General features: G+C 63.9%; 17 protein-coding genes. 11 read left to right on the forward strand and 6 right to left on the reverse strand.

Features of this window, described 5'->3' with window-relative positions; genetic code table 11:
* Positions 1-32 precede the first annotated feature (32 nt).
* From flgK to XH80_RS19375, 6 genes are all read left to right on the forward strand, one after another.
* Entirely contained in the window at positions 33-1,907 is a 1,875-nt protein-coding gene (flgK, locus tag XH80_RS19350; protein WP_271599926.1) for a flagellar hook-associated protein FlgK, read from the forward strand.
* 18 nt (positions 1,908-1,925) lie between these two features.
* Positions 1,926-4,307 carry a flagellar hook associated protein gene (locus XH80_RS19355; RefSeq protein ID WP_271599927.1) on the forward strand — a complete coding sequence of 794 codons (2,382 nt, stop codon included), beginning with the start codon at positions 1,926-1,928 and terminating at the stop codon, positions 4,305-4,307.
* A gap of 70 nt (positions 4,308-4,377) precedes the next feature.
* Entirely contained in the window at positions 4,378-5,157 is a 780-nt protein-coding gene (locus XH80_RS19360; protein ID WP_271599928.1) for a hypothetical protein, read from the forward strand.
* Positions 5,158-5,167: 10 nt separating this feature from the next.
* The gene (locus tag XH80_RS19365; RefSeq protein WP_271599929.1) at positions 5,168-6,772 is read left to right on the forward strand and encodes a hypothetical protein; all 1,605 of its coding nucleotides are present in this window, start codon (positions 5,168-5,170) and stop codon (positions 6,770-6,772) included.
* Positions 6,773-6,788: 16 nt separating this feature from the next.
* Positions 6,789-8,036, forward strand: coding sequence for an ATP-grasp domain-containing protein (locus tag XH80_RS19370; RefSeq protein ID WP_271599930.1), 1,248 nt, complete (start codon positions 6,789-6,791; stop codon positions 8,034-8,036).
* Positions 8,033-9,535 (forward strand): pyridoxal phosphate-dependent decarboxylase family protein, encoded by a 1,503-nt coding sequence (locus XH80_RS19375; RefSeq protein ID WP_271599931.1) that lies wholly within the window; start codon positions 8,033-8,035, stop codon positions 9,533-9,535. Before XH80_RS19370 ends, XH80_RS19375 begins: the two co-directional genes overlap by 4 nt.
* Positions 9,536-9,605: 70 nt before the next feature.
* On the opposite strand, the gene flbT is transcribed toward XH80_RS19375, so the two are convergent.
* Positions 9,606-10,031, reverse strand: a complete 426-nt coding sequence (gene flbT, locus XH80_RS19380; RefSeq protein WP_237864948.1) for a flagellar biosynthesis repressor FlbT — start codon at positions 10,029-10,031, stop codon at positions 9,606-9,608.
* Between the two features lie 322 nt (positions 10,032-10,353).
* Between flbT and XH80_RS19385 the strand changes: the two genes are divergently transcribed.
* From XH80_RS19385 to flaF, 4 genes are all read left to right on the forward strand, one after another.
* Entirely contained in the window at positions 10,354-12,642 is a 2,289-nt protein-coding gene (locus XH80_RS19385) for a DUF1522 domain-containing protein (RefSeq protein WP_271599932.1), read from the forward strand.
* Between the two features lie 323 nt (positions 12,643-12,965).
* Positions 12,966-15,254, forward strand: coding sequence for a DUF1522 domain-containing protein (locus tag XH80_RS19390; protein WP_271599933.1), 2,289 nt, complete (start codon positions 12,966-12,968; stop codon positions 15,252-15,254).
* Between the two features lie 217 nt (positions 15,255-15,471).
* Positions 15,472-17,718, forward strand: a complete 2,247-nt coding sequence (locus XH80_RS19395) for a DUF1522 domain-containing protein (protein WP_271599934.1) — start codon at positions 15,472-15,474, stop codon at positions 17,716-17,718.
* Positions 17,719-18,012: 294 nt separating this feature from the next.
* Positions 18,013-18,381, forward strand: coding sequence for a flagellar biosynthesis regulator FlaF (flaF, locus tag XH80_RS19400; RefSeq protein WP_220003020.1), 369 nt, complete (start codon positions 18,013-18,015; stop codon positions 18,379-18,381).
* A gap of 39 nt (positions 18,382-18,420) precedes the next feature.
* Here the strand turns inward: flaF and XH80_RS19405 are convergent, their stop codons facing one another.
* The 4 genes from XH80_RS19405 to XH80_RS19420 all read right to left on the reverse strand — a co-directional run bounded on the left by XH80_RS19405 (position 18,421) and on the right by XH80_RS19420 (position 20,959).
* Positions 18,421-18,780: a hypothetical protein gene (locus tag XH80_RS19405; protein ID WP_057747395.1), complete on the reverse strand. Its 360-nt coding sequence runs from the start codon at positions 18,778-18,780 to the stop codon at positions 18,421-18,423.
* Between the two features lie 159 nt (positions 18,781-18,939).
* Positions 18,940-19,437 (reverse strand): hypothetical protein, encoded by a 498-nt coding sequence (locus XH80_RS19410; RefSeq protein WP_271599935.1) that lies wholly within the window; start codon positions 19,435-19,437, stop codon positions 18,940-18,942.
* 11 nt (positions 19,438-19,448) lie between these two features.
* A complete protein-coding gene (flgJ, locus tag XH80_RS19415) occupies positions 19,449-19,835 on the reverse strand; it encodes a flagellar assembly peptidoglycan hydrolase FlgJ (RefSeq protein ID WP_271599936.1) in 387 nt (128 codons plus the stop codon).
* On the reverse strand, positions 19,835-20,959 hold the full coding sequence (locus XH80_RS19420) for a flagellar basal body P-ring protein FlgI (protein WP_271599937.1): 1,125 nt from the start codon (positions 20,957-20,959) through the stop codon (positions 19,835-19,837). Before XH80_RS19420 ends, flgJ begins: the two co-directional genes overlap by 1 nt.
* 282 nt (positions 20,960-21,241) lie before the next feature.
* On the opposite strand from XH80_RS19420, the gene XH80_RS19425 reads away from it, so the two are divergent.
* Positions 21,242-21,655: a flagellar assembly protein FliX gene (locus tag XH80_RS19425; protein ID WP_057747391.1), complete on the forward strand. Its 414-nt coding sequence runs from the start codon at positions 21,242-21,244 to the stop codon at positions 21,653-21,655.
* A gap of 186 nt (positions 21,656-21,841) precedes the next feature.
* Here XH80_RS19425 and XH80_RS19430 read toward each other — a convergent pair whose 3' ends face one another.
* Entirely contained in the window at positions 21,842-22,213 is a 372-nt protein-coding gene (locus XH80_RS19430) for a winged helix-turn-helix transcriptional regulator (RefSeq protein ID WP_057747390.1), read from the reverse strand.
* Positions 22,214-22,224 lie beyond the last annotated feature (11 nt).

Below are 22,224 nucleotides of genomic sequence, written 5' to 3' on the forward strand. Positions count from 1 at the left end.
GGCGCGTAACGTAACCAAAGGCGGCAAGTAAGATGGGTTTGAGTTCAGCCCTTGCCAGTGCGATGAGCGGTCTGCGTGCCAACCAGGCTGCGCTGTCGATCGTTTCGTCGAACGTCGCAAACTCGCAGACGCCGGGTTACGTTGCCCAGACGCCGAACCAGATCGAAGTCAGCACCGGTGACTTCGGCGCGACGGCTAAGACCACAGGCGTCAGCCGCGACATCGACAGCTATGTGCAGAACCAGCTGCGCACCGAGACCGGCGGCAGCGGCTATGCCGACCAGATGGCCAACATTCTGAAGCAGCTTCAGAGTGTCTATGGCACGCCCGGCAACAGCGGCACGCTGGAAAACGCGCTGAATAATTTCACCTCATCGCTGCAGGCGCTCTCCACCAGCGCAGGCTCGTCGTCGGCGCAGCGGGTCGCGCTCGGCGCCGCACAGGCGCTGGCGACGCAGCTCAACGTCACCACCAAGGGCATTCAGTCGCTGCGTTCCAACGTCGAGCAGGATCTCAGCACCTCGTCGCAAGCCGCCAATGCGGCGTTGAACCAGATCGCCGACATCAACACCAAGCTGCAGGGCCTGGCGGCCACCGATCCGTCCGCAGCAAACCTGATGGACCAGCGCGACCAGGCCATCAACGCGCTGTCGAAATATGTCGACGTCCGCGTCACCACCGACGGATCGAACCAGGCCAACATCTACACCACGACAGGCATCCAGCTGGTCGGCGCGGGCCTCGCCTCGCAATTCTCGTTCGCGTCCGTGGGCGCGCTGAGTGCTACGTCGCTCTATAATATTGATCCCGCCAAATCAGGCGTTGGCGCGCTCAGCATCAAGCTGCCGAACGGCTCCTCCATCGACGTCGCCGGCAACAACGTCGTCTCCTCCGGGCAGATCGCGGCCGATTTGAAGCTGCGGGACCAGACGCTGGTGCAGGCGCAGAACCAGGTCGACCAGCTCGCCGCGACGATGTCGACCGCGTTGTCGGACAAGACCACGGCGGGCACCCCGGTCTCCGGTCCGCCCGCCGGCTTCGACATCGATCTTGCCGGCGCGCAGCCGGGCAACACCGTCAACATCACCTATACCGACTCCACCAACACGCAGCGTCAGGTGACGCTGGTGAACGTAACCGATCCGACGGCGCTGCCACTGCAGAACGCCACCAATGCCAATCCGGTGCAGATCGGCGTCAATTTTTCAACCGGCATGGGCGCGATCGCTTCCGCGCTCAACAGTGCGCTGCCGGGCTCCCATTTGTCGTTTTCCCCGTCGCCCGCGAGCGCGACGGTGCTGCGCGTCACCGACGACAATTCCGGCCTCGCCAAGGTCACTGCGGCGTCGAGCAGCAAGACGGTCTCCTCGCTGACCTCGGGTGGTCCGCAGCTGCCGCTGTTCACCGACGGTGGCCAGGCGCTCTACACCGGCGCAATCACGGGGACGGGCTTGCAGATGACCGGCCTTGCCGGCCGCATCGCCGTGAACACGCAACTCGCCGCCGATCCGACCAGGCTGTCGATCTACAACACCTCGCCGCTGACGCCCACCGGTGACACCACGCGCTCGGACTATCTGTACTCGCAGCTCACCAGCGCGGTGTACTCCTATTCGCCGCAGACCGGTCTCGGCTCGGCCAGCCAGCCGTTCACCGGCAGCGTTTCGAACTACCTCCAGCAGTTCCTGAGCGTGCAGGCCAACGCCTCGACCCAGGCGACCCAGCTGCAGCAGGGCCAGAGCGTCGTGGTCTCGACGCTACAGGCCAAGTTCAACTCGACCTCCAGCGTCAATCTGGACTCGGAGATGTCGAACCTGATCCAGCTCCAGAATGCCTATGCCGCCAACGCCCACGTGATGTCGGTGGTGCAGAGCATGATGAACACGTTGATCCAGGCTCAAGGGTAATCAGTAGGGCTCTGAAACATGTCGATCAGCAGCATCAATTACGGCTCGTCAGTCCTCGGCGCGCAGATCCGCAATATCAACCAGCAGCTCACCGACCTGTCGACGCAGCTCTCGACCGGCAAGCTGTCGCAGAACTATTCCGGCATGGGCACCAACGAAGGCTTTGCGATCGCCTCGCGCGCGCAGCTTTCGAACATTGCCGCCTATACCGACACGATCACCAACGTCAACGTCAACATCAATCTCGCCAACACCGCGCTGCAGTCGCTGACGACGATCCGCAACACGGTGCAGACAGGCTCGGCCGGCACCTCGCAGGATCTCAACGTCAACGGCCAGACGGTGGCGCAGAACACGGCGGCCGCGCAGTTCGGCTCGATGGTCGGCGTCCTCAACACGCAGTCGGGCAACCGCTATCTGTTCTCCGGGACCGCCTACAACACGCAATCCGTCGCCAATGCCGGCGACATCATCAATGGCACCACGACGCAAGCGGGCCTGAAGACCGTCATGGCGGAGCGCCAGGCCGCCGATCTCGGCGCCAACGGCATGGGACGGCTGGTGCAGTCGACGTTGCCATCCGGCGCGATCCAGGTGCAGGAGGATTCGCCGACGTCGCCGTTCGGGTTGAAGATCGCGGCGGTGTCCTCGACGCTGACGGGCGCGACCGTCACCGGCCCGAGCGGCTCGCCGGTATCGTTCTCGGTCAATCTCAATGGCGTCAATCCAAAGAATGGCGACAAGCTCAGCGTGCAGTTCACGCTGCCCGATGGTTCGACCGAGCAGATCGACCTGACCGCGTCCACTGCGACGCCGACGCCGGTCGGGAGCTTTGCGATCGATCCCGGCAATCCCAATATCATTCCAGCGGTCCCATCCAACCCGGCCATCACCTCGGCGAACCTCAACACCGCGCTGAACACCGCAATCAAGAAGCTGGCGGGCACCTCGCTGGTGGCCGCATCGGCCGTCGCCGCCGGCGACAACTTCTTCAATACGGCGGGATCCGCCACCGCGAATGGTGCGGCCCTCGGCAATCTGGTCTCACCCTATACCTCGACGACCGGGACGGGGTCGGTCGCGTTGCAGGACAGCGCATCGGCGGCTGCCACAACGACGACGTCGCTCGATCCTTCGGCGACACCCCATCTCAACGGGGCCGTTCTCAGCGCGCTCGCCAACGCTCCGACCGGTACTACTTTGACCATCACCGGCGCGAGCGGCGCCCACACGATCACCTTCGACCCCAACGTCGCCACGGTCACGTCGGCCAGCGGCAATACCACGATCGGATTGGCGTCGGGCAGCGTCGCGAAAGTGTCCGACATCTTGAATGCGATCGCGACGGCCGCCGGCATCCCCGCCGCCAACGTGACCCTGAGCGCCAGCGGCAATATCCAGATCGCGACTGGCACTGCCACAGACGTGACGGTCACCGCCGGCCCGGCGGCCACGGCGCTCGGTCTCAGCAGCGTGATGCGAGGCGTCAACACGCCGTCGACGCCTCCGATCACCGGTTCAACCGTGCTGAGCGGCACGGCGACCCCGGGCGGCCCGGAAGTCCTCCAATCGGCGTTCCAGGCGGGGCCGCCTGCCGACACCATCACGGTGAACGGTCAGACGCTGACTTTTGTCGCCTCGGGCGCCACCGGGCCAAACCAGATCAACATTACCGACAACGTCGCAACTCTCCTCAGCAAGATCGATCAGCTCACCGGCACCACGAAGCCGTCGACCATCCATGGCGGCGTGATCACGATCAACACGGACGATCCCGGCAGCCTCAACATCACGAGCTCGAACAGCGCGGCGTTCGGGGCGCTCGGCTTCACGACGTCCCCGGTCACGGCGGCAAAGGCCCCGCTGCGCGTCGGCTCTTCGCCATTAGGCTCTGCGACGACGCTGGTGAACGGCTCGGCCACCACAGTGAAATGGTACACCGGCAATGACGGGCCGGGCTCGGCGCGCTCGACTGCGGTGGCGCGGGTGGATGACTCCGTCACCGTGCAATATGGCGCGCAGGCCGACGAGACCGCGATCCGCAAGCAGTTGCAGGCGATCGCCGTGTTCGGCACGTTCTCGACCTCGCCGACCGGGCAGTATGCGGGCGGGCAGGTGGCCGCGTTGGCCTTGCGCACCACGCAGGCGCTGACGCCGCAGGCCGGGCAACAGAAGATCGAGGACATCCAGACCGACATCGCGATGGCCCAGAACACGATGAAGGACGCGACCACGCGCCAGACCCAGGCCAAGGCGCAACTCCAGACCATCGTCGACCAGGCGGAATCGGCTTCGCCCGACCAGGTCGCGAGCGAGATCCTGTCGCTCCAGAACGCGCTACAGGCGTCCTACCAGACGACCGCCAAGCTCGCGGAGCTCTCGCTGGTCAAGTTCCTGTAACGGCGCATTAAGGCGCCGTTAACCATGCCTGTTTACCTCTTGGAGAGGATTGGAGCGGGCGGAGCCGTCAATGTCGGACAAGATGCAATTGGTGGTGGCGACGCCCTGCTTCGGCGGGCAGGTTTCGAGCATCTATGCGAGCTCCATCTTCGCGCTGCAGCGCGCCGTGCACGGCATGTCGAACCTCGCCCTCAAGGTACATTTGCGCGACGGCGATGCGCTGATCACGCGCGCACGGGCCAATCTGGTCGCGATGTTCCTGGACGACCCCGACGCGACACATTTCCTGTTCATCGATGCCGATATCGGCTTCAGGCCGGAGCAGGTGTTCCGCCTGATCGAATGTGGCGCCGATGTCGTCGCGGGCTGCTATCCGATCAAGCGCGTCAATTGGGGCAAGGCTGCGCGGGCGATCCAGTCGGGACGCATCGATGTGCCGGCGGCCTCGCTCGACTACGTGCTCGAGATCGAGGACCCCGATCGTATCGTGGTGGTCAACGGTTTTACCCGCGTGCGCTATGCGGGCACCGGCTTCCTCATGATCCGCCGCCAGGCGCTGGAGGCGATGTGCCGCCATCCTGATTACGCCAATCTGCAGTTCTTCCGAGAGCATTCGCACGATACGCTGGCCGCGAGTCGGAACCGGTTCGCGCTGTTCGAATGCATGATCGATCCGGCGAGCGGCACTTACCTCTCCGAGGACTTCGCCTTCTGCAAGCGCTGGACCGATATCGGTGGCGAGATCTGGGCCGACATCCAGAGCCCGCTCGATCATGTCGGTCCCTCGGTGTTTCACGGCGACATCGCCTCGCAATTCGCTGCCGTGCCTGCGGCGGCCGACGCGGCGTGAGCTTGTCGGGATGAGCGTCGGCGCATCCCGCCCGTCAGACATCGCGCGCGCATCCGGAGGCGGCTCGCGCTATCGTCTGCGCGATCTGTTCACGCCGCTGGATACGCTGCTCGTCTCCGGCGGTGACGGGCGGCTGGCGCTTGATCCGAAACAGTGCGTCAACGCCTATGGCTGCGGATCCTCGCCTGAGCCCGAGATCTGGAATTTCGCCTCTTCGACCGCATCGACGATCTCGCAAGGAGCCTATGACCGCGCCGCGCTGGCGCGCGAGGAACTGGTCCACAAATCGCTGTTCGACGAGGTCGAGATCGCCTTCGACCGGCGCTGCGAGGACATGCGCGCGGAGCTGCGCGGGCACTTCCTGCTCGCGCCGAGCGTCGATGTCGTGTTCTCGCCATCGGGTACGGATTCCCAGCTGCACGCTCTGTTCCTTGCCCACGCGGTGCTCGGCGCGCCGCCGGTGACGATCGTGGTGGGTGCCGACCAGACCGGCAGCGGCACTGTTCATACCGCGCGCGGGCACCATTTCAGCACGGTGACGGCGAGCGGCGTTGCGGTGCGCAAGGACGCAGCGATCTCGGGCCTTGCCGGCGACACGATCGCGGTGCCGCTGCTTGACGCCGCTTCCGGCTTCGCCATGCGTCCTGACGCGGATGATGCTGTCATCCGTGCAATCGAAGCCAGCCTCGCGCAAGGCCGGCGCGTTCTGTTGCACATCATGGATTCGTCAAAGCTCGGCTGGCGCGCGCCAAGTTTCGCCTGTCTCAACGAGATCGCGCGGCGCTGGCCGCGCGAGGTTCAGATCGTCGTCGATGCCTGCCAGGCGCGACTCGGCCGCCGCCGGCTGCGCCTCTATCTCGATCGCGGCTACATGGTGCTGATAACAGGCTCCAAGTTCTTCGGCGGCCCCGCCTTCAGCGGCGCGCTGCTGCTGCCGAAGGGATTGTCGCGGGCGCTCGACCGGATCGACCGGATCGCGCCTGATTTCTTCGATTATGCCGGCCGCTGTGACTGGCCGATGGCGTGGACGGCGCTGCGCTCGCGCTTCGAACGCCGTCCGAATTTCGGTCAATGGCTGCGCTGGGAAGCGGCCCTGGCCGAGATCGGCACCTATTATGCTGTGCCCGGCGCCTTCCGCACCAAGGCGATGGCCGAGCTGGCAGCCGGCATCGACAGCATGATCGCGCTGTCGCCGTCGCTGCGTGCCGTCCCGCAACCCGTCGGCACTGCTGATGCCGATGATGAAGAATTTATGCAGCGATCGATCTTTCCGTTCACCCTGATGCGCCACAATAGGCCGGTGTCGATCTCGGATACCAGCACCGTCCATCGCGCGCTCGCGCGCGCCATGAACGATGACATCGGCGGCAGCGCCGCGGACCGGCAGGTCGCGGCGCAACGCTGCCTCGTCGGCCAGCCGGTGCGGCTGCAGCAGCCGGACGGTGCGCCGCAGGCTGCGTTGCGGCTCTGTGTCGGCGCGCGAGACGTCACCGAGGCCTGGTCGGCCGACAGCGCGCAAGCGCAACGTAATGTGCAGCACGTTCTCGATCGCATCGCCCACGTCCTGGTGAAGATCGAGCTGCTGCTTGACCGTACCGCCGCTGTGCCGGCGTAGCCCGTATAGGTGTGAAATGTTGCATCCGCTTGCCGCGCCCGACTATGCCGACCGTATCGGCTTTGCGCATTTGACGCGCCAGGCCTTCGAGGGTGTCGACCTGCACCCGCTGCGCGAGCATCTGCTGGCGCGAATTGCCGAAGGGACGGCGCAGGCTGGCGAGGGCCTGGATCTGTCCCTGATCGCCCAGCTGATGGGGGAAAAGGAAGCCGGGCTCGTCATCCAGTCCGAGGTGCTCTCGTTCCACCAGCTGTTTCGGACTCCTACCGCTGCGCCGAAGCCGGGCCTGCGCGTGCTGGCTCTGGCAGCGGACATCGACATGGGCGGTAACACGCCGATCGAATTCCTGCTCGAAGGTTCCGACATCGAGCTCCTGACGCTTTATGTGACCAAGGACAAAGGCCTGCCGGAAACGCTGCCCGAGCACGACGTTGCCATCGTGGTCGCATCTGATTCCGAAGAATGCCGCGAAGCGCTTGCGCTGATCGCAAAGGCTGCGCCGAACTGGCCGCGGCCGTTGCTCAATCGCCCCGAGCTGATCGGCAATCTCGATCGCGACAAATTATTCCGGCTGCTCGCCGGTATTCCCGGTCTCGACATTCCCGTGACCGCCCATGCGACCCGTGCACAATTGACCGCTCTGGCGGAAGGCCGGATTGCCTGCTCGGAGATCACGGGCGAGTTGCACTTTCCGATGATTGTGCGGCCGCGCGGTACGCATGCCGGCGTTGGACTTGCCAAGCTCGACGATGCCACCGCGCTCGCGGCCTATCTCACCGAGCGACAGGAGCAGGACTTCTTCGTGGCGCGTTTTGTCAACTACGCGAGCCCCGACGGGCTCTATCGAAAAATCCGGCTCACCGTGGTCGACGGTAAGCCCTATGCCTGCCACATGGCGATCGCCGATCGCTGGGACATTTGGTATCTCAACGCCTACATGGCGTTTAGCGAAGAGAAGCGGGCTGAAGAGGCCATCTTCATGCAAGACTTCGATCGCGCTTTCGCCGCGCGCCACAGATCCGCGCTTGACGAAATGAGCCGGCGCGTCGGGCTTGATTACTTCATCGTCGATTGCGCCGAGAACCAGAAAGGCGAGCTGTTGGTGTTCGAAGCCGACAACACCGCCGTCGTGCACAACATGGATTCGCCTGTCGTGTTTCCATACAAGCCGCCGCAGATGCGCAAGATCTTTGCCGCATTCACAGCGATGCTGTCGCGGCATGCCGAGGGGACCGCAACGGCGGGCGTGGGAAGCGCAGCATGAACGAGATCATCCGCAATCCGAAGGCCGGCGCCACGAACGGGTCGCTCGATCCGCAGGACTGGAGCGCGTTTCGTGACCTCGCCCATCATATGCTGGACGAGGCGATCGACGGCATTGCCAATGTCCGCGCGCGGCCAGTCTGGCAGCCGATCCCCAACGAGGTCCGTGCGGCTATTCGAACCGACGTGCCGCGCGAGGCAACCGATCTCGCTGACGTCTATCGCGAGTTCTCCGAGCACGTCGCCCCTTACGCGACGGGCAACGTTCATCCCGGCTTCATGGGCTGGGTGCACGGCGGCGGCACCGCCGTCGGCATGGTCGCGGAGATGCTTGCAGCTGGCCTCAACGCCAATCTCGGCGGGCGCGATCACATGCCGATCGAGATCGAGCGCCAGATCGTCGAGTGGATGCGCGGCCTGTTTGGCTTTCCGCAAGGCGCGAGCGGCATCTTCGTCACCGGCACGTCGGTGGCCAATCTGATGGCGGTGCTGGTGGCGCGCACGAATGCGGTCGGCACGCTGACACGGCAGCACGGCATCGGCAGCGACGGTGTGCTGCTCACGGCCTACGCGTCGAAGGCCGCGCATGGCTGCATCTCTCGCGCCATGGACATTGCCGGCTTCGGCACCGACGCGCTGCGCAAGATCGAAGTCGATGCCGATCATCGGATCGATGTCGCTGCTCTGCGCGCACGGATTGCTGTTGATCGCGAAGTCGGTTTCAAGCCGTTCCTGGTCACGGCGTCGGCCGGCACTGTCGACATCGGTGCGATTGACGATCTCAGGGCGATCGCGGAGCTGTGTCGCGAGGAAGGCATCTGGTTTCACGTCGACGGCGCCTTCGGTGCGCTCGCGATCCTGTCGCCGGAACTCGCGCCGTTGCTTGATGGCATCGCGCTTGCGGATTCGATCGCACTCGACTTCCACAAATGGGGACAGGTGCCTTACGACGCCGGCTTCCTACTGGTGCGCGACGGCGAACGTCACAAGCAGGCGTTTGCGCAGCCGGCGGCCTATCTGAGCCGCGAGGCGAGGGGGCTTGCGGCCGGCACTGTCTGGCCTTGCGATCTCGGCCCCGATCTGTCGCGCGGCTTCCGTGCGCTGAAGACGTGGTTCACGCTGAAGACGTTCGGCACTGACCGACTTGGCGAGGTGATCGCGCGAAGCTGTGCGCTCGCAAGATATCTGGAGACGCGTGTTCTCGCCGAGCCTCGGCTCGAGCTGCTGGCGCCCGTCAATCTCAATATCGTCTGCTTCCGCTACCGCGCCGCAGACGCGGTCAATCGCGAGATCGTCGCCGATGTCCAGGAATCCGGCATCGCTGCGCCGTCGAGCACGATTTTGGACGGCAAGTTCGCGATCCGCGCCGCGATCGTCAACCATCGTACCGCCGAGAGCGATATCGATGCGCTGGTGGCGGCCGTGATCAGGTTCGGTATGCAGCGGACCGGCGGATTGATCGAGGTCGAGGCGCCGCCGCTCGCGGCGCAGTGTTCGTGATCAGCGGAAACGACAACGGCCCCGGAGATGATCCGGGGCCGTTGTCGTTTGCGCGAACTTCTTGCGGAGATCAGGCCGCCGTGCTGACGTGACCCTCGGGATGCGCAGCGTTGTATTGGTCGCGCAGCTTCTCTTCATAGGCGATCAGCTTGCGAGCGTCCTTCAGCGCCCTGTAGAGGTCGCCGTTCAGGATGTTGTTGTTGATGCCCTCGATGATCGGCCAGGAGCTCGGTACGGCGGTGACGATGTCCCGCACCAGGTTGAAATAGGTGCCGTGCTGGGTCTGGGGGTCCGGCGAGATGTACATCAGCTGGACCGCCAGATAGACGAGCTTGGCGGGCGTATCTGCGGTCTCGGGTGTGAGGATGTCGCGCTCACGCAGGATCGGCACGTTGTCGCCGTCGATCAGAAGGCGGGCCCGCTGGTCGGTGTTGGTGATGACGCAATTGCCGACGATGATGCGTTCGTGCGGTCTGAGCTCGACCTTGAGGGCCATGCCTGTTCTCCATCAACGCTTTTGTAACGAGCGGCGCACCCTTCCCGAATAACGGCTGCCCGCCCTGATTTGGGTCCAATCCTTGCTGAATGTGGTTAACGGGTCGTTAACATTTTCGCGGCAGCCGAAAAATCAAGCGGTGCCAATGCGTTGCGCCCCTGCGACGACGCCGGTCAGAACCTTTGCAGCGAGGCGTTTCCGTCCGACGCGGAGAAACCACCGGTTTCATTTCACGGATTGTTAGAGGCTCGGAGGCACCGTCCGCCGGTCGTTTGATCAATGTCGGTCAAACAGGACGCGTAGCTACCAGAAAGGTAACAGTATGTCCGGTATCGTCCTCTCCTCTTCGGTTCGCCAGAACCTGCTCTCCCTCCAGTCTACCGCCGATCTCCTCGCCACCACCCAGTCGCGTCTGTCGACCGGCAAGAAGGTGAACTCGGCGCTGGACAACCCCACCAACTTCTTCACCGCACAGTCGCTCGACAACCGCGCCAGCGACATCAACAATTTGCTCGATGGCATCGCCAACGGCGTGCAGGTGCTGCAGGCCGCCAACACCGGCATCACCTCGCTGCAGAAGCTGCTCGACTCCGCCAAGTCGATCGCCAACCAGGCGCTGCAGACCACGGTCGGCTATTCCACCAAGTCGAACGTCTCGACCACGATTGCCGGCGCGACCTCGTCCGACCTGCGCGGCACCACGACCTACTCGAGCGCGACGGCGCTGACCAACGTGCTGTTCGACGGCACGGCCGGCGGTGCGCACGCTGCCACCTCGACCACCACGCTCGGCGGCACGATCGGTACCGTGACCGGCTCGGTTGTTCAGGACAACAACGGCGGCGGTGCGGCCAATATCACGGCGACGACAATCCTGTATGGTGACGGCCTTGCCGCGGGCACTTCCGGTCTGACCACGGGCGCCGCTACCCAGTTTACCGATGGATCGAGCTTCACCGTCAACGGCCACAGCATCACCTTCAAGGCGGGTGCTGCTCCGGCTGCGGCGTCGGCTCCGAGCGGCTATGGTGTCAGCGGCAACATCGCGACCGACGGCAATGGCAATTCGATCATCTATCTTGGTGCCAGTGCCACGAACGCGACAGCCACGGTTGGCGATGTTCTGAAGGCGGTCGACCTTGCCAGCGGCGTCCAGAATGCGGTCGTCGCTGCGGGCGCGGCGACGATCACCACCAACACCAGCCAGACGACGTCGGTGAGCGCGCTCGCTGGCGGCAAGATCACGCTGGAAACCTCGACCGGTGCCGATCTCAGTGTGGTTGGCAAGGCCGACCTGCTGAAAGCTCTCGGCCTGACCACGGCGACCGGCTCCGGCAATGCCACAGTGACGGCGACCCGCACCACCAGCTCGGGCAGCCTCGGCACTCTGATCACCGATGGTTCGACGCTGAACGTCAACGGCAAGACCATCACGTTCAAGAACGCAGGTACGCCTGCGGCTGCCAACGTTGCCAGCGGATCCGGCGTCAGCGGCAACGTCGTCACGGACGGCAGCGGCAACTCGACTGTTTACCTGGAAAAGGGCACGGTTGCCGATATCTTGAATGCGATCGACCTCGCCACCGGCGTGCAGACCGCATCCAACTCCGGCGGCACGGCGACCCTGAGCACCGCGACCGGCCAGACCAACTCGTCGATTGTTGCCGGCGCGCTGCACATCTCCACGGGTGCCAACTCGGATCTGACGATCACCGGAACCGGCAATGCCTTGTCCACGCTCGGCCTCACCGGCGCGACTGGCACCGGTACCGCGTTCACCGCGAGCCGCACCGCGGCCTCCGGTGGCGTCTCCGGTAAGACCTTGACCTTCACCTCCTTCAATGGCGGCACGGCGGTCAACGTCACCTTCGGCGATGGCACCGGCGGCACGGTCAAGACGCTCGATCAGCTCAACACGGCTCTCCAGGCGAACAACCTGACTGCCACGATCGACGCCAACGGCCGGCTGACGGTCTCGGCGACCAACGACTATGCGTCGTCGACGATCGGTTCGGCTGTCTCGGGTGGTACCATTGGCGGCACGCTCACCACGGCGCTGACGTTCTCGAATGCGACCGCGCCGGTTGCTGATCCTATTGCCCAAGCCACCCGCACCAACCTGGTCTCGCAGTACAACAACATCTTGACGCAGATCGACACGACCTCGCTGGACGCTTCGTTCAACGGTGTCAACCTGCTCAACGGTGACCAGCTCAAGCTGGTGTTCGACGAGACCGGCAAGTCGAACCTGAACATCACCGGCGTGACCTTCAACTCGAAGGGTCTGGGTCTCGCTGGTCTGGTGCAGGGCACCGACTTCATCGACAACTCGGCCACCAACAAGGTGCTGGCCAATCTGAACACGGCGTCGAGCACGCTGCGCTCGGAAGCTTCGACCCTCGGTTCGAACCTCTCCGTCGTGCAGGTGCGTCAGGACTTCAACAAGAACCTGATCAACGTGCTGCAGACCGGCTCGTCCAACCTGACGCTGGCCGACACCAACGAGGAAGCGGCCAACAGCCAGGCGCTGTCGACCCGCCAGTCGATCGCGGTCTCCGCGCTGTCGCTGGCCAACCAGTCGCAGCAGAGCGTGCTCCAGCTGCTCCGCTAATAGCGGACGACATCGCAAGCAAGTCATGGCGGCGGGGCTTCGGCCCCGCCGTTTTCTTTTTGCAGGAGCGATCGAGAGGTGATTTGGCGAGACTGAAAAAGTAACCGTTGGTTATGGTTAACGGGGAGCAAACGGCGAAAAAACGTGAAGAGTTTCAGATCGATCGTCACCGATCTCGGCGTGCTCGCACGGCCTTATGGTGAACCGGCGCTTACGGCTCGCAAGCAGATTTCATCTTTTGTTAGCCATGTACGCGCAGGCTGTGCCCGTCACTCGATCCGAAGCGATCGAACGAAGACGCGTAAACCAGAAGGGTAAGAGTCATGTCCGGTATTGTTCTCTCTGCGTCGGTTCGCCAGAACCTGCTCTCTCTCCAGTCCACCGCCGATCTCCTCGCCACCACCCAGTCGCGCCTGTCGACGGGCAAGAAGGTGAACACGGCGCTGGATAACCCCACCAACTTCTTCACCGCACAGTCGCTCGACAACCGCGCCAGCGACATCAACAATTTGCTCGATGGCATCGCCAACGGCGTGCAGGTGCTGCAGGCCGCCAACACCGGCATCACCTCGCTGCAGAAGCTGCTCGACTCCGCCAAGTCGATCGCCAACCAGGCGCTGCAGACCACGGTCGGCTATTCCACCAAGTCGAACGTCTCGACCACGATTGCCGGCGCGACCTCGTCCGACCTGCGCGGCACCACGACCTACTCAAGCGCGACGGCGCTGACCAACGTGCTGTTCGACGGTACGGCCGGCGGTACCCACGCTGCCACCTCGACCACCACGCTCGGCGGCACGATCGGTACCGTGACCGGCTCGGTTGTTCAGGACAACAACGGCGGCGGTGCGGCCAATATCACAGCGACGACAATCCTGTATGGTGACGGCCTTGCCGCGGGCACTTCCGGTCTAACCACGGGCGCCGCTACCCAGTTCACCGATGGATCGAGCTTCACCGTCAACGGCCACACCATCACCTTCAAGGCGGGAGCTGTTCCGGCTGCGGCGTCGGCTCCGAGCGGCTATGGTGTCAGCGGCAACATCGCGACCGACGGTAGCGGCAATTCGATCATCTATCTTGGTGCCAGTGCCACGAACGCGACAGCCACGGTTGGCGATGTTCTGAAGGCGGTCGACCTTGCCAGCGGCGTTCAGAATGCGGTCGTGGCTGCGGGCGCAGCGACGATCACCACCAACGCCAGCCAGACGACGTCGGTGAGCGCGCTCGCTGGCGGCAAGATCACGCTGGAAACCTCGACCGGTGCCGATCTCAGTGTGGTTGGCAAGGCCGACCTGCTGAAGGCTCTCGGCCTGACCACGGCGACCGGCTCCGGCAATGCCACAGTGACGGCGACCCGCACCACCAGCTCGGCCAGCCTCGGCTCGCTGATCACGGACGGTTCGACGCTGAACGTCAACGGCAAGACCATCACGTTCAAGAACGGCGGTACGCCGGCGGCTGCGAACGTGCCCTCCGGGTCCGGCGTGTCCGGCAACGTGGTCACCGATGGCAACGGCAACTCGACCGTCTACCTGAACAAGGGCACCATCGCCGACATTCTGAATGCGGTGGACCTCGCCACCGGCGTGCAGACCGCATCCAACTCCGGCGGCACGGCGACCCTGAGCACCGCGACCGGCCAGACCAACTCGTCGATTGTTGCCGGCGCGCTGCACATCTCCACGGGCGCGAACTCGGATCTGTCGATTACCGGTTCGGGCAACGCGCTGTCCGTACTCGGTCTCACCGGGTCGACCGGCACCGGCACGGCCTTCACGGCGAGCCGGGCCGCTGCTCCCGGCAGCATCTCGGGCAAGACCTTGACCTTCACTTCCTTCAATGGCGGCACGGCGGTCAACGTCACCTTCGGCGATGGCACCGGCGGTACGGTCAAGACGCTGGACCAATTGAATGCCAAGCTGCAGGCCAACAATCTGGCCGCGACGATCGACGCCAACGGCCTGCTCACGGTGTCCGTGATCAACGACTATGCGTCGTCGACGATCGGCTCGGCGACTGCTGGCGGTGCGATCGGCGGCACGATCACGACCGCCTTGACCTGGACCAACGCGACAACGCCGACAGTCGACGCGGTCGCTCAGGCCACCCGTTCGAATCTCGTTGCGCAGTACAACAACATCATGTCGCAGATCGACACGACCTCGGTCGACTCGTCGTTCAACGGCGTGAACCTGCTCAACGGCGACCAGCTCAAGCTGGTGTTCGACGAGACCGGCAAGTCGAGCCTGAACATCACCGGCGTGACCTTCAACTCGAAAGGGCTCGGTCTCGCCGCGCTGCTGCAGGGCACCGATTTCATCGACAACGCCGCGACCAATCGCGTGCTCACCAGCCTGAATTCCGCCTCGAGCACCTTGCGCTCGGAGGCTTCGACCCTCGGTTCGAACCTCTCGGTGGTGCAGGTGCGTCAGGACTTCAACAAGAACCTGATCAACGTGCTGCAGACCGGTTCGTCCAACCTGACGCTGGCCGACACCAACGAGGAAGCGGCCAACAGCCAGGCGCTGTCGACCCGCCAGTCGATCGCGGTCTCCGCGCTCTCCCTGGCCAATACTTCGCAGCAGAGCGTGCTCCAGCTGCTCCGTTAATAAGTAGCTGATATCGCAGAATAAAATAGGGCGGCGGGGCTTCGGCCCCGCCGCCTTTTTTGTCGTTCTGGAGGGCCTACGAGCCGTCAACCCCGCATTAACCCTATCCCTTAAGTCGCCGTTAACCATACTTTAAAGGACAGCCCCTAAGACTCCACCAAAGCACGTTCCAGATCGGCGAGCCCGATTCGTATCCGGTTCAAGAGGAAGACCGCCAATGTCCAACATCGTTCTCTCGGCGTCAGTTCGCCAGAACCTGTTGTCGCTGCAATCCACGGCCGATCTGCTCGCCACCACCCAGTCGCGTTTGTCGACCGGCAAGAAGGTCAACACCGCGCTCGATAACCCGACCAACTTCTTCACAGCGCAGGGGCTGGACAACCGGGCGAGCGACATCAGCAACCTGCTCGATGGCATCAACAACGGTGTGCAGGTGCTGCAGGCCGCGAATACCGGCATCACCTCGCTGCAGAAGCTCATCGACAGCGCCAAATCGATCGCCAACCAGGCGCTGCAGACCACGGTGGGCTATTCGACCAAGTCGAACATCTCGACCACGATTCCCGGTGCGACGCCGGCGGATCTGCGCGGCACCACCAGCTATACGAACGCAACCGCGACCGGCAATGTCGTTACCAACGGCACCGCCGGCGGCACGACCCCGATCACGACGGCGACGACGCTGGGCGGCATTTCGCAATCTCTGGTCGGAGCTGCGGCTCCGAACGGTGCCGGCACGGCCGCAAGTCTCGCCCCCGGGCTGTTCCTGTACGGCTCGCCGGCAGCTGCGAGCACCATCGCCGCAAATGGCGCGCCGGCAGACGGTGACGTGATGGTGGTGGACGGCAAGACGATCACTTTCCGCGCCGGTCCCACGCCTGCAGCCGGTGCAGTTCCCGCAGGCTCGGGCCTCAACGGAAACATGGTCACCGACGGGAACGGCAATTCGACCATTTACATGGGCACGCCTGGCACTCCGACCGCCACCGTTCAGGACGTGATGAATGCAATCGACCTGGCGAGCGGCGTGCAGAAGGCGGCCATCTCGGCAGGCCTTGCCACACTATCCAACTCGTCCGGCACAAACGCGGCCATCGCCGGCGGCGTTCTGACCCTCACGACTGGCACGGGCTCCGACCTCAGCATCACCGGCAAGTCCGATCTTCTGAACGCACTTGGTCTGACGACCGCGACGGGTTCCGGCAACACGACCGTCACGAAGACTCGTCTGACCACGTCGGCGACGCTGGGCAGCCTCGTCCAGGACGGTTCCACGCTCAACGTGGACGGCAAGACCATCAGCTTCAGGAACGCCGTGGTGCCGGCCGCCGCTCCGGCGGGGTCCACCAAGATCGGCAATCTCGTGACCGACAACACGACCGGCAACACGGTGGTGTATCTTCAGGGTGGCAACATCCAGGACACGCTAAATGCAATCGACCTGGCGACTGGGGCAGGTACGATCAGCGGCGGCGCGGTGGTTGCGGCGAGCGGCTCGTCGCTGTCGTCGGTCGTTAACGGTGCACTCAAGCTCTCAACCGGCACCTCGGCGGATCTGTCGATCACCGGGACGGGAAATGCCCTCTCCGCATTCGGACTGACCGGATCCACGGGCACCGCCACCGCCTTCACTGCGACCCGCGCGCCGGGAACGGGCAGCATCTCGGGCAAGACGCTGACCTTCACCTCGTTCAACGGCGGGACACCCGTCAACGTCACGTTCGGCGACGGCACCCATGGTACCGTCAAGACGCTCGATCAATTGAACGCTCAGCTTCAGGCCAACCACCTGACTGCGACGGTCGACGCCAACGGGCTGCTCACGATCACCACCGTCAACGAGTACGCCTCCTCGACGCTCGGCTCAAACACGGCCGGCGGCGTGGTCGGCGGCACGATCACCGGCGTGGCCTCTTTCACGACCGCGCAGCCGCCGATTCAGGACCCGGTCGCGCAAACCGCGCGTTCGAACCTCGTCAGCCAGTTCAACAACATCCTGGCGCAGATCGACACGACGTCGCAGGACTCCTCGTTCAACGGCGTCAACCTGCTGAATGGCGATACGCTCAAGCTCATCTTCAACGAAACCGGCAGCTCCACGCTCAATATCAATGGTGTGGTGTTCAACGCGGCCGGCCTGGGTCTGAGCAACCTCGTCAGCGGCATCGACTTCATCGATAACGGGGCCACCAACAGGGTACTCACCAGTCTCAACGCGGCCTCGAGCACTCTGCGCTCGGAAGCGTCCGCGCTCGGCTCCAATCTCTCGATCGTGCAGGTGCGTCAGGACTTCTCCAAGAACCTGATCAACGTGCTGCAGACCGGCTCGTCCAACCTGACGCTCGCCGACACCAACGAGGAGGCGGCCAACAGCCAGGCGCTGTCGACCCGCCAGTCGATCGCGGTCTCCGCGTTGTCGCTGGCCAACCAGTCGCAGCAGAGCGTGCTGCAGCTGCTCCGCTAGTTCGAAAGCGCAAATACAAAGTTTGAGACGGCGCGGCGGGGCTAATGCTCCGCCGTTGTTTTGAGGGAGTTCGCTAAGACGGGATTAGCTGCGATCGATGCGCATGATGCAGTGCAAGTTTACAGCTTGCATCTTGCGCAACTATCATCGCGCTCATGAAGCACTCTGTGACCCGTAATAATCCGGAGTCCTTCCAAGCGCACATGTAAGCAAATCTTAAGCGCTGCTGCATAGGGTTGGGAAAGAAATCCTTAAGTCCGTTCAACGGATTAGGAAGCTTCCAAGGTGTGATTGATGTCGAATTCCGCTGCCTCGGCCTACGCGCGTGTCGCAACGACCACCGCATCTCCTCGCGACATCGAAGCGCAGACTTTGCTGAAGGCTGCCAACAAGCTCCAGGATGCCGTCAACGCCGCTGATCCGTTCAGCGAGCAGACCACGCAGGCGCTGTTGTTCAATCGCAAGCTCTGGACCATCTTCCTCAGCGAGGCGATGCGCGACAACAACCCGCAGCCGCTCGAGGTCCGGCAGAAGATCGCCAATATCAGCGTGTTCGTGCTGAGCCAGACTGCGGCGCTGCAGATGAGCCCGCAGTTCGATCACTTCCGCCCGCTGATCGAGATCAACCGCAACATCGCCGCCGGTCTGTCCGGCCGGCCGTGACGGAACGAGCCCGGCCACGCTCGACAAATGAGTGGCCGATTAAGCGCTGAGGTCCGTGTTGAGCGGGCGCGTGGGCTCCGACTTCAAATCCAGTGCGTGGAAATAGGCTCGCCGGCGCAGGATCGCCTCGTCGGGAAATTGAGTGACCACTGCCTCGGTCTTTTCGTTGACGACCTGGAAGACCATGGATGCAGCGGCCTGGTCGAACACGACCTGACGCGAGATGTTCGCATTGCTCTGCAGATCATTGCTCGCGGGCGCGCTCGTGTCGCTCGCGGCGACCGTCTGGCTCAGCGGCAGATCGGTTTGCACGGCATCGTTCGCCGCCGAATTCGACGTCGTTACGAACTGCACGGGGGCCGGGATCCCCACCGGCCGGATGCTGAAATCTGTACTCATGGCAGCCTCCTGGTTGCCTTGCGTGAGTCAAATCCCAACCCCTCTCAATGCGCAACCATGGAACACCAGGATTGAAGACCGGGTTAGCAAACGTGCCTAACCGCGCGACGCTTTTGCCGCGCGGTTTTTCGTAAAATTTGAAGCAGTTTTGGTGTGTGCCTAGAGCGTGCGACTAACCGCGAGCGGAGTGATGTGACGGGGCCCCGGCGCGGCGCGGCGGCCTGCTGCGGTATAGGTGTTCGGCACATTGCGCTTCTGGATCTCGGCGTTGACGCCGCGCACGACGCTTTCCGAGACCGCATGCGCGGTCGCGAGCACGGTAAGGTTGACCTGGAGCATGGCGCGGAAGGCGTCGTGGTGCCGGTGCAGTGTCGATAGCAGCTCGGGCGCCGATTTTGCAAGCTTGTCCTGGTTCGCTTTCAACTGGCTGACGGCGGCGACATAGCGCTTCGACAGCTCCTGCTTCTTGCCTTCCATCGTCATCGCCTCGCGGACCTTGCCGGCGCGGACCAGTTCGGTCTCGCGCTCGATCAGGCCGAGCAGGGCGTTCATCGCATCCATCAGATCTTCGGCGAGCTTGCGCGCCTCGGCGCTGCCGGGCGTGTTGTTCGGGCGCTGCGCTGGCATCGGCTGACGTGACGCGTTGAAGTGGTTCATCTCGTTTGACCTTATGCCGTACGAAGAGTGGTTTTGGCCTGCTGCATGATCAGGGTACGGTAGACGTCGCGCGCGACGCCGACGCCGCCGGCGCTGGCAAAGTTCTTGGAATATTGCTCGGTCAGCATCGAGCGCCATACGCCGGTGCCGGGCGTGTCGCCGAACGGACCTTCGCCCTTCAGGCCTGAAGTCATCTGCGCGAACATGCTGTTGAGGAACATGCCTTCGAAATCGGTGGCGGTCTTCTGCGCCTTGGCCTGCTGCTGCGGCGAGACCTTCTGGAGCGCTGCGGCGAGCTCGAAGTCGGGTCGGCCGTTGCGGCTTTCCACCGCGAAGGCGGGGTTCGAGGAAAGAGCAGCGGTGGCGAGACGCGCGGTGTTGATCGTGCCGGTCTGCATCACATCACCTCGATGTCGGCTTCGATCGCGCCGGCGGCCTTGATCGCCTGCAGGATGCTGATGAGGTCGCGCGGGCCGATGCCGAGGCCGTTGAGGCCGTCGACGAGCTGTTGCAGCGAGACGCCGTCCTTGACGACGGCAAACTTCTTGCCGTCCTCGGTGACGCCGACGCTGGAGCGCGGCGTCACCACGGTCCGCCCCCGCGACAGCGAGTTGGGCTGGCTCACTTGCGGGCTCTCGGAAATCGTCACCGTGAGATTGCCCTGCGCGACCGCGACGGTGGCGACGCGGACGTCGCGGCCCATCACGATGATGCCGGAGCGCTCGTCGATGATGATCTTGGCGGCAAGATCGGGATCGACCTGGAGCTGCTCGATCTCGGTCAGGAAGGCGACGACGTTGCCCTTGAACTCGGGTGGGATCGTCAGCTGCACCGTCGAGGGATCGATCGGCTCGGCACTCTTGACGCCGAGATAGTCGTTGATCGCGGCGGCAATGCGCTTGGCCGTGGTGAAGTCGGCGTTGCGCAGCGCGAGCCGGACATTCGGCAGGCGATTGAGCGCGAACTCGATCTCGCGCTCGATGATGGCGCCGTTGGCGATGCGCCCGACGGTCGGGACACCGCGCACGATTTTCGCCGCTTCGCCCTCGGCCTGGAAGCCGGAGATCGCGAGCGAGCCCTGCGCGACCGCATAGACATTGCCGTCGGCACCTAACAGGGGGGTGACGAGCAGGGTGCCGCCGCGCAGATCCTTGGCATCGCCAAGGGCCGAGACGGTGACGTCCATGCGCGTGCCCTGCGTGGCGAAGGCCGGCAGGTTGCCGGTCACCATCACGGCGGCGACGTTGCCGGTCCGGATCGTGGCGCCGCGGATGTTGACGCCCATGCGTTCCAGCATCGCTTGCAGCGACTGCTTGGTGAAGGGGATGTTGTTGAGGGTGTCGCCGGTGCCGTTGAGGCCGACCACGAGGCCGTAGCCGATGAGCTGGTTCTGCCGCACGCCTTCGATATTGGCGAGGTCCTTGATGCGCGAGGTCGCGTTTGCGGACGCGGCCGATAGCGCCAGCGCTGACAGCGCGGCAAAGGCCACCCCAAAAATCCTCACCCAACGAACGCCTGGCATCCTGTGCTCCCCAAGGCTTTCCGAAAAGCCTCCTCACGTCTCGGACCACCTGCGACACTCCCATGACGAGCTGGTCCGACGCTGTCCTTGCGAGCGTTGTGCCAACGCGGTGCAGAGGGCCTAGATGGTTGAATAGGTTGAGTAAATTTGTTTGCTCCGATGTCAGCGGCTGTTGCCGCTAAGGAGCGAAACTGCCGCGTGTCGGCAGATTTTGCCGGGCCGTTTACGCCTCGTTAACCATAATGTGGCGAATGTGGCGCATCGATCACCCGGATTGCTTCGATGCGCATCTACGGACCGAATGGCACCACGCTTGGGACGCCGGCCAGCCAGGCCAGGCGGACGAGCTCCGGCACCTTCGTGTTGCCGGACACCTCATCGGCGCAGGAGACGCGGAGCGCAGCTGCGCCGAAAGCCACCGCCAACATCGACGGGCTGCTCGCGCTGCAAGGTATTGAGGAAGATCCGATCGAGCGCCGCAAGCGTTCGGTCGCCCGCGGCAAGACCGCGCTCGACGTGCTCGATGACCTCAAGATGGGATTGTTGTCGGGCAATCTCGACAAGTCGACCGTGATGCGGTTGCGTGATGCGGCGGCGAATTTGAAATCGTCCTCCGGCGATCCTGGCCTTGATTCCGTGCTGGCCGAGATCGAGCTGCGGGTCGAGGTCGAGCTGGCCAAGGCCGGGCAGGGCTAGTCAGGCAGGCTTAAGAACGTGATCCGTCACCCTGAGGTGGCCGCTTCTTCAGCGGCCCTCGAAGGGCGACGGCCCCGCTGATGCGTCTCGGCCGTTCATCCTTCGAGGCTCCCGGCGCGATGCTTTGCATCGCGCCGCTCGCACCTCAGGATGACGGGACTCCTATGAGTCTTCCACGCGCAGTCGCTACGCCGCTTCTTCCTTCTGCTGCGCGTCGTAGCGGCGCTGGGCGGCGAGCACGTCTTTCAGATTCTCCTCGGCCCAATCGCGCAGCGGATCGACCGCGGCGGCGAGCGTCACGCCGAGCTGCGTGATCGAATATTCGACCGTGACCGGCACGGTCGCGATGGCTCGGCGCTTGAGCAGGCCGTCGCGTTCCAGCGACTTGAGAACCTGGCTCAGCATCTTCTGAGAAATCCCCTCAATCGTGCGGCGCAACTGATTGAAGCGCATCGGCTCCTCGCGCAGCAGCAACAGGATCAGCACGGCCCATTTGTCGCCGACGCGATCGAGAATTTGGCGTGTTGGGCACTCGGCGGCATAGACATTGGGTTTCATCTCGGTTTCTC

The organism is Bradyrhizobium sp. CCBAU 45384 (assembly GCF_028128665.1).
GTDB lineage: Bacteria > Pseudomonadota > Alphaproteobacteria > Rhizobiales > Xanthobacteraceae > Bradyrhizobium > Bradyrhizobium manausense.

What these genes read in the sequence shown, in the direction of transcription:
- flgK (WP_271599926.1), top strand. Translation starts at nt 33, where the DNA reads ATGGGTTTGAGTTCAGCCCTTGCCAGTGCGATGAGCGGTCTGCGTGCC.
- XH80_RS19355 (WP_271599927.1), top strand. Translation starts at nt 1,926, where the DNA reads ATGTCGATCAGCAGCATCAATTACGGCTCGTCAGTCCTCGGCGCGCAG.
- XH80_RS19360 (WP_271599928.1), top strand. Translation starts at nt 4,378, where the DNA reads ATGTCGGACAAGATGCAATTGGTGGTGGCGACGCCCTGCTTCGGCGGG.
- XH80_RS19365 (WP_271599929.1), top strand. Translation starts at nt 5,168, where the DNA reads ATGAGCGTCGGCGCATCCCGCCCGTCAGACATCGCGCGCGCATCCGGA.
- XH80_RS19370 (WP_271599930.1), top strand. Translation starts at nt 6,789, where the DNA reads ATGTTGCATCCGCTTGCCGCGCCCGACTATGCCGACCGTATCGGCTTT.
- XH80_RS19375 (WP_271599931.1), top strand. Translation starts at nt 8,033, where the DNA reads ATGAACGAGATCATCCGCAATCCGAAGGCCGGCGCCACGAACGGGTCG.
- flbT (WP_237864948.1), bottom strand. Translation starts at nt 10,031, where the DNA reads ATGGCCCTCAAGGTCGAGCTCAGACCGCACGAACGCATCATCGTCGGC.
- XH80_RS19385 (WP_271599932.1), top strand. Translation starts at nt 10,354, where the DNA reads ATGTCCGGTATCGTCCTCTCCTCTTCGGTTCGCCAGAACCTGCTCTCC.
- XH80_RS19390 (WP_271599933.1), top strand. Translation starts at nt 12,966, where the DNA reads ATGTCCGGTATTGTTCTCTCTGCGTCGGTTCGCCAGAACCTGCTCTCT.
- XH80_RS19395 (WP_271599934.1), top strand. Translation starts at nt 15,472, where the DNA reads ATGTCCAACATCGTTCTCTCGGCGTCAGTTCGCCAGAACCTGTTGTCG.
- flaF (WP_220003020.1), top strand. Translation starts at nt 18,013, where the DNA reads ATGTCGAATTCCGCTGCCTCGGCCTACGCGCGTGTCGCAACGACCACC.
- XH80_RS19405 (WP_057747395.1), bottom strand. Translation starts at nt 18,780, where the DNA reads ATGAGTACAGATTTCAGCATCCGGCCGGTGGGGATCCCGGCCCCCGTG.
- XH80_RS19410 (WP_271599935.1), bottom strand. Translation starts at nt 19,437, where the DNA reads ATGAACCACTTCAACGCGTCACGTCAGCCGATGCCAGCGCAGCGCCCG.
- flgJ (WP_271599936.1), bottom strand. Translation starts at nt 19,835, where the DNA reads ATGCAGACCGGCACGATCAACACCGCGCGTCTCGCCACCGCTGCTCTT.
- XH80_RS19420 (WP_271599937.1), bottom strand. Translation starts at nt 20,959, where the DNA reads ATGCCAGGCGTTCGTTGGGTGAGGATTTTTGGGGTGGCCTTTGCCGCG.
- XH80_RS19425 (WP_057747391.1), top strand. Translation starts at nt 21,242, where the DNA reads ATGCGCATCTACGGACCGAATGGCACCACGCTTGGGACGCCGGCCAGC.
- XH80_RS19430 (WP_057747390.1), bottom strand. Translation starts at nt 22,213, where the DNA reads ATGAAACCCAATGTCTATGCCGCCGAGTGCCCAACACGCCAAATTCTC.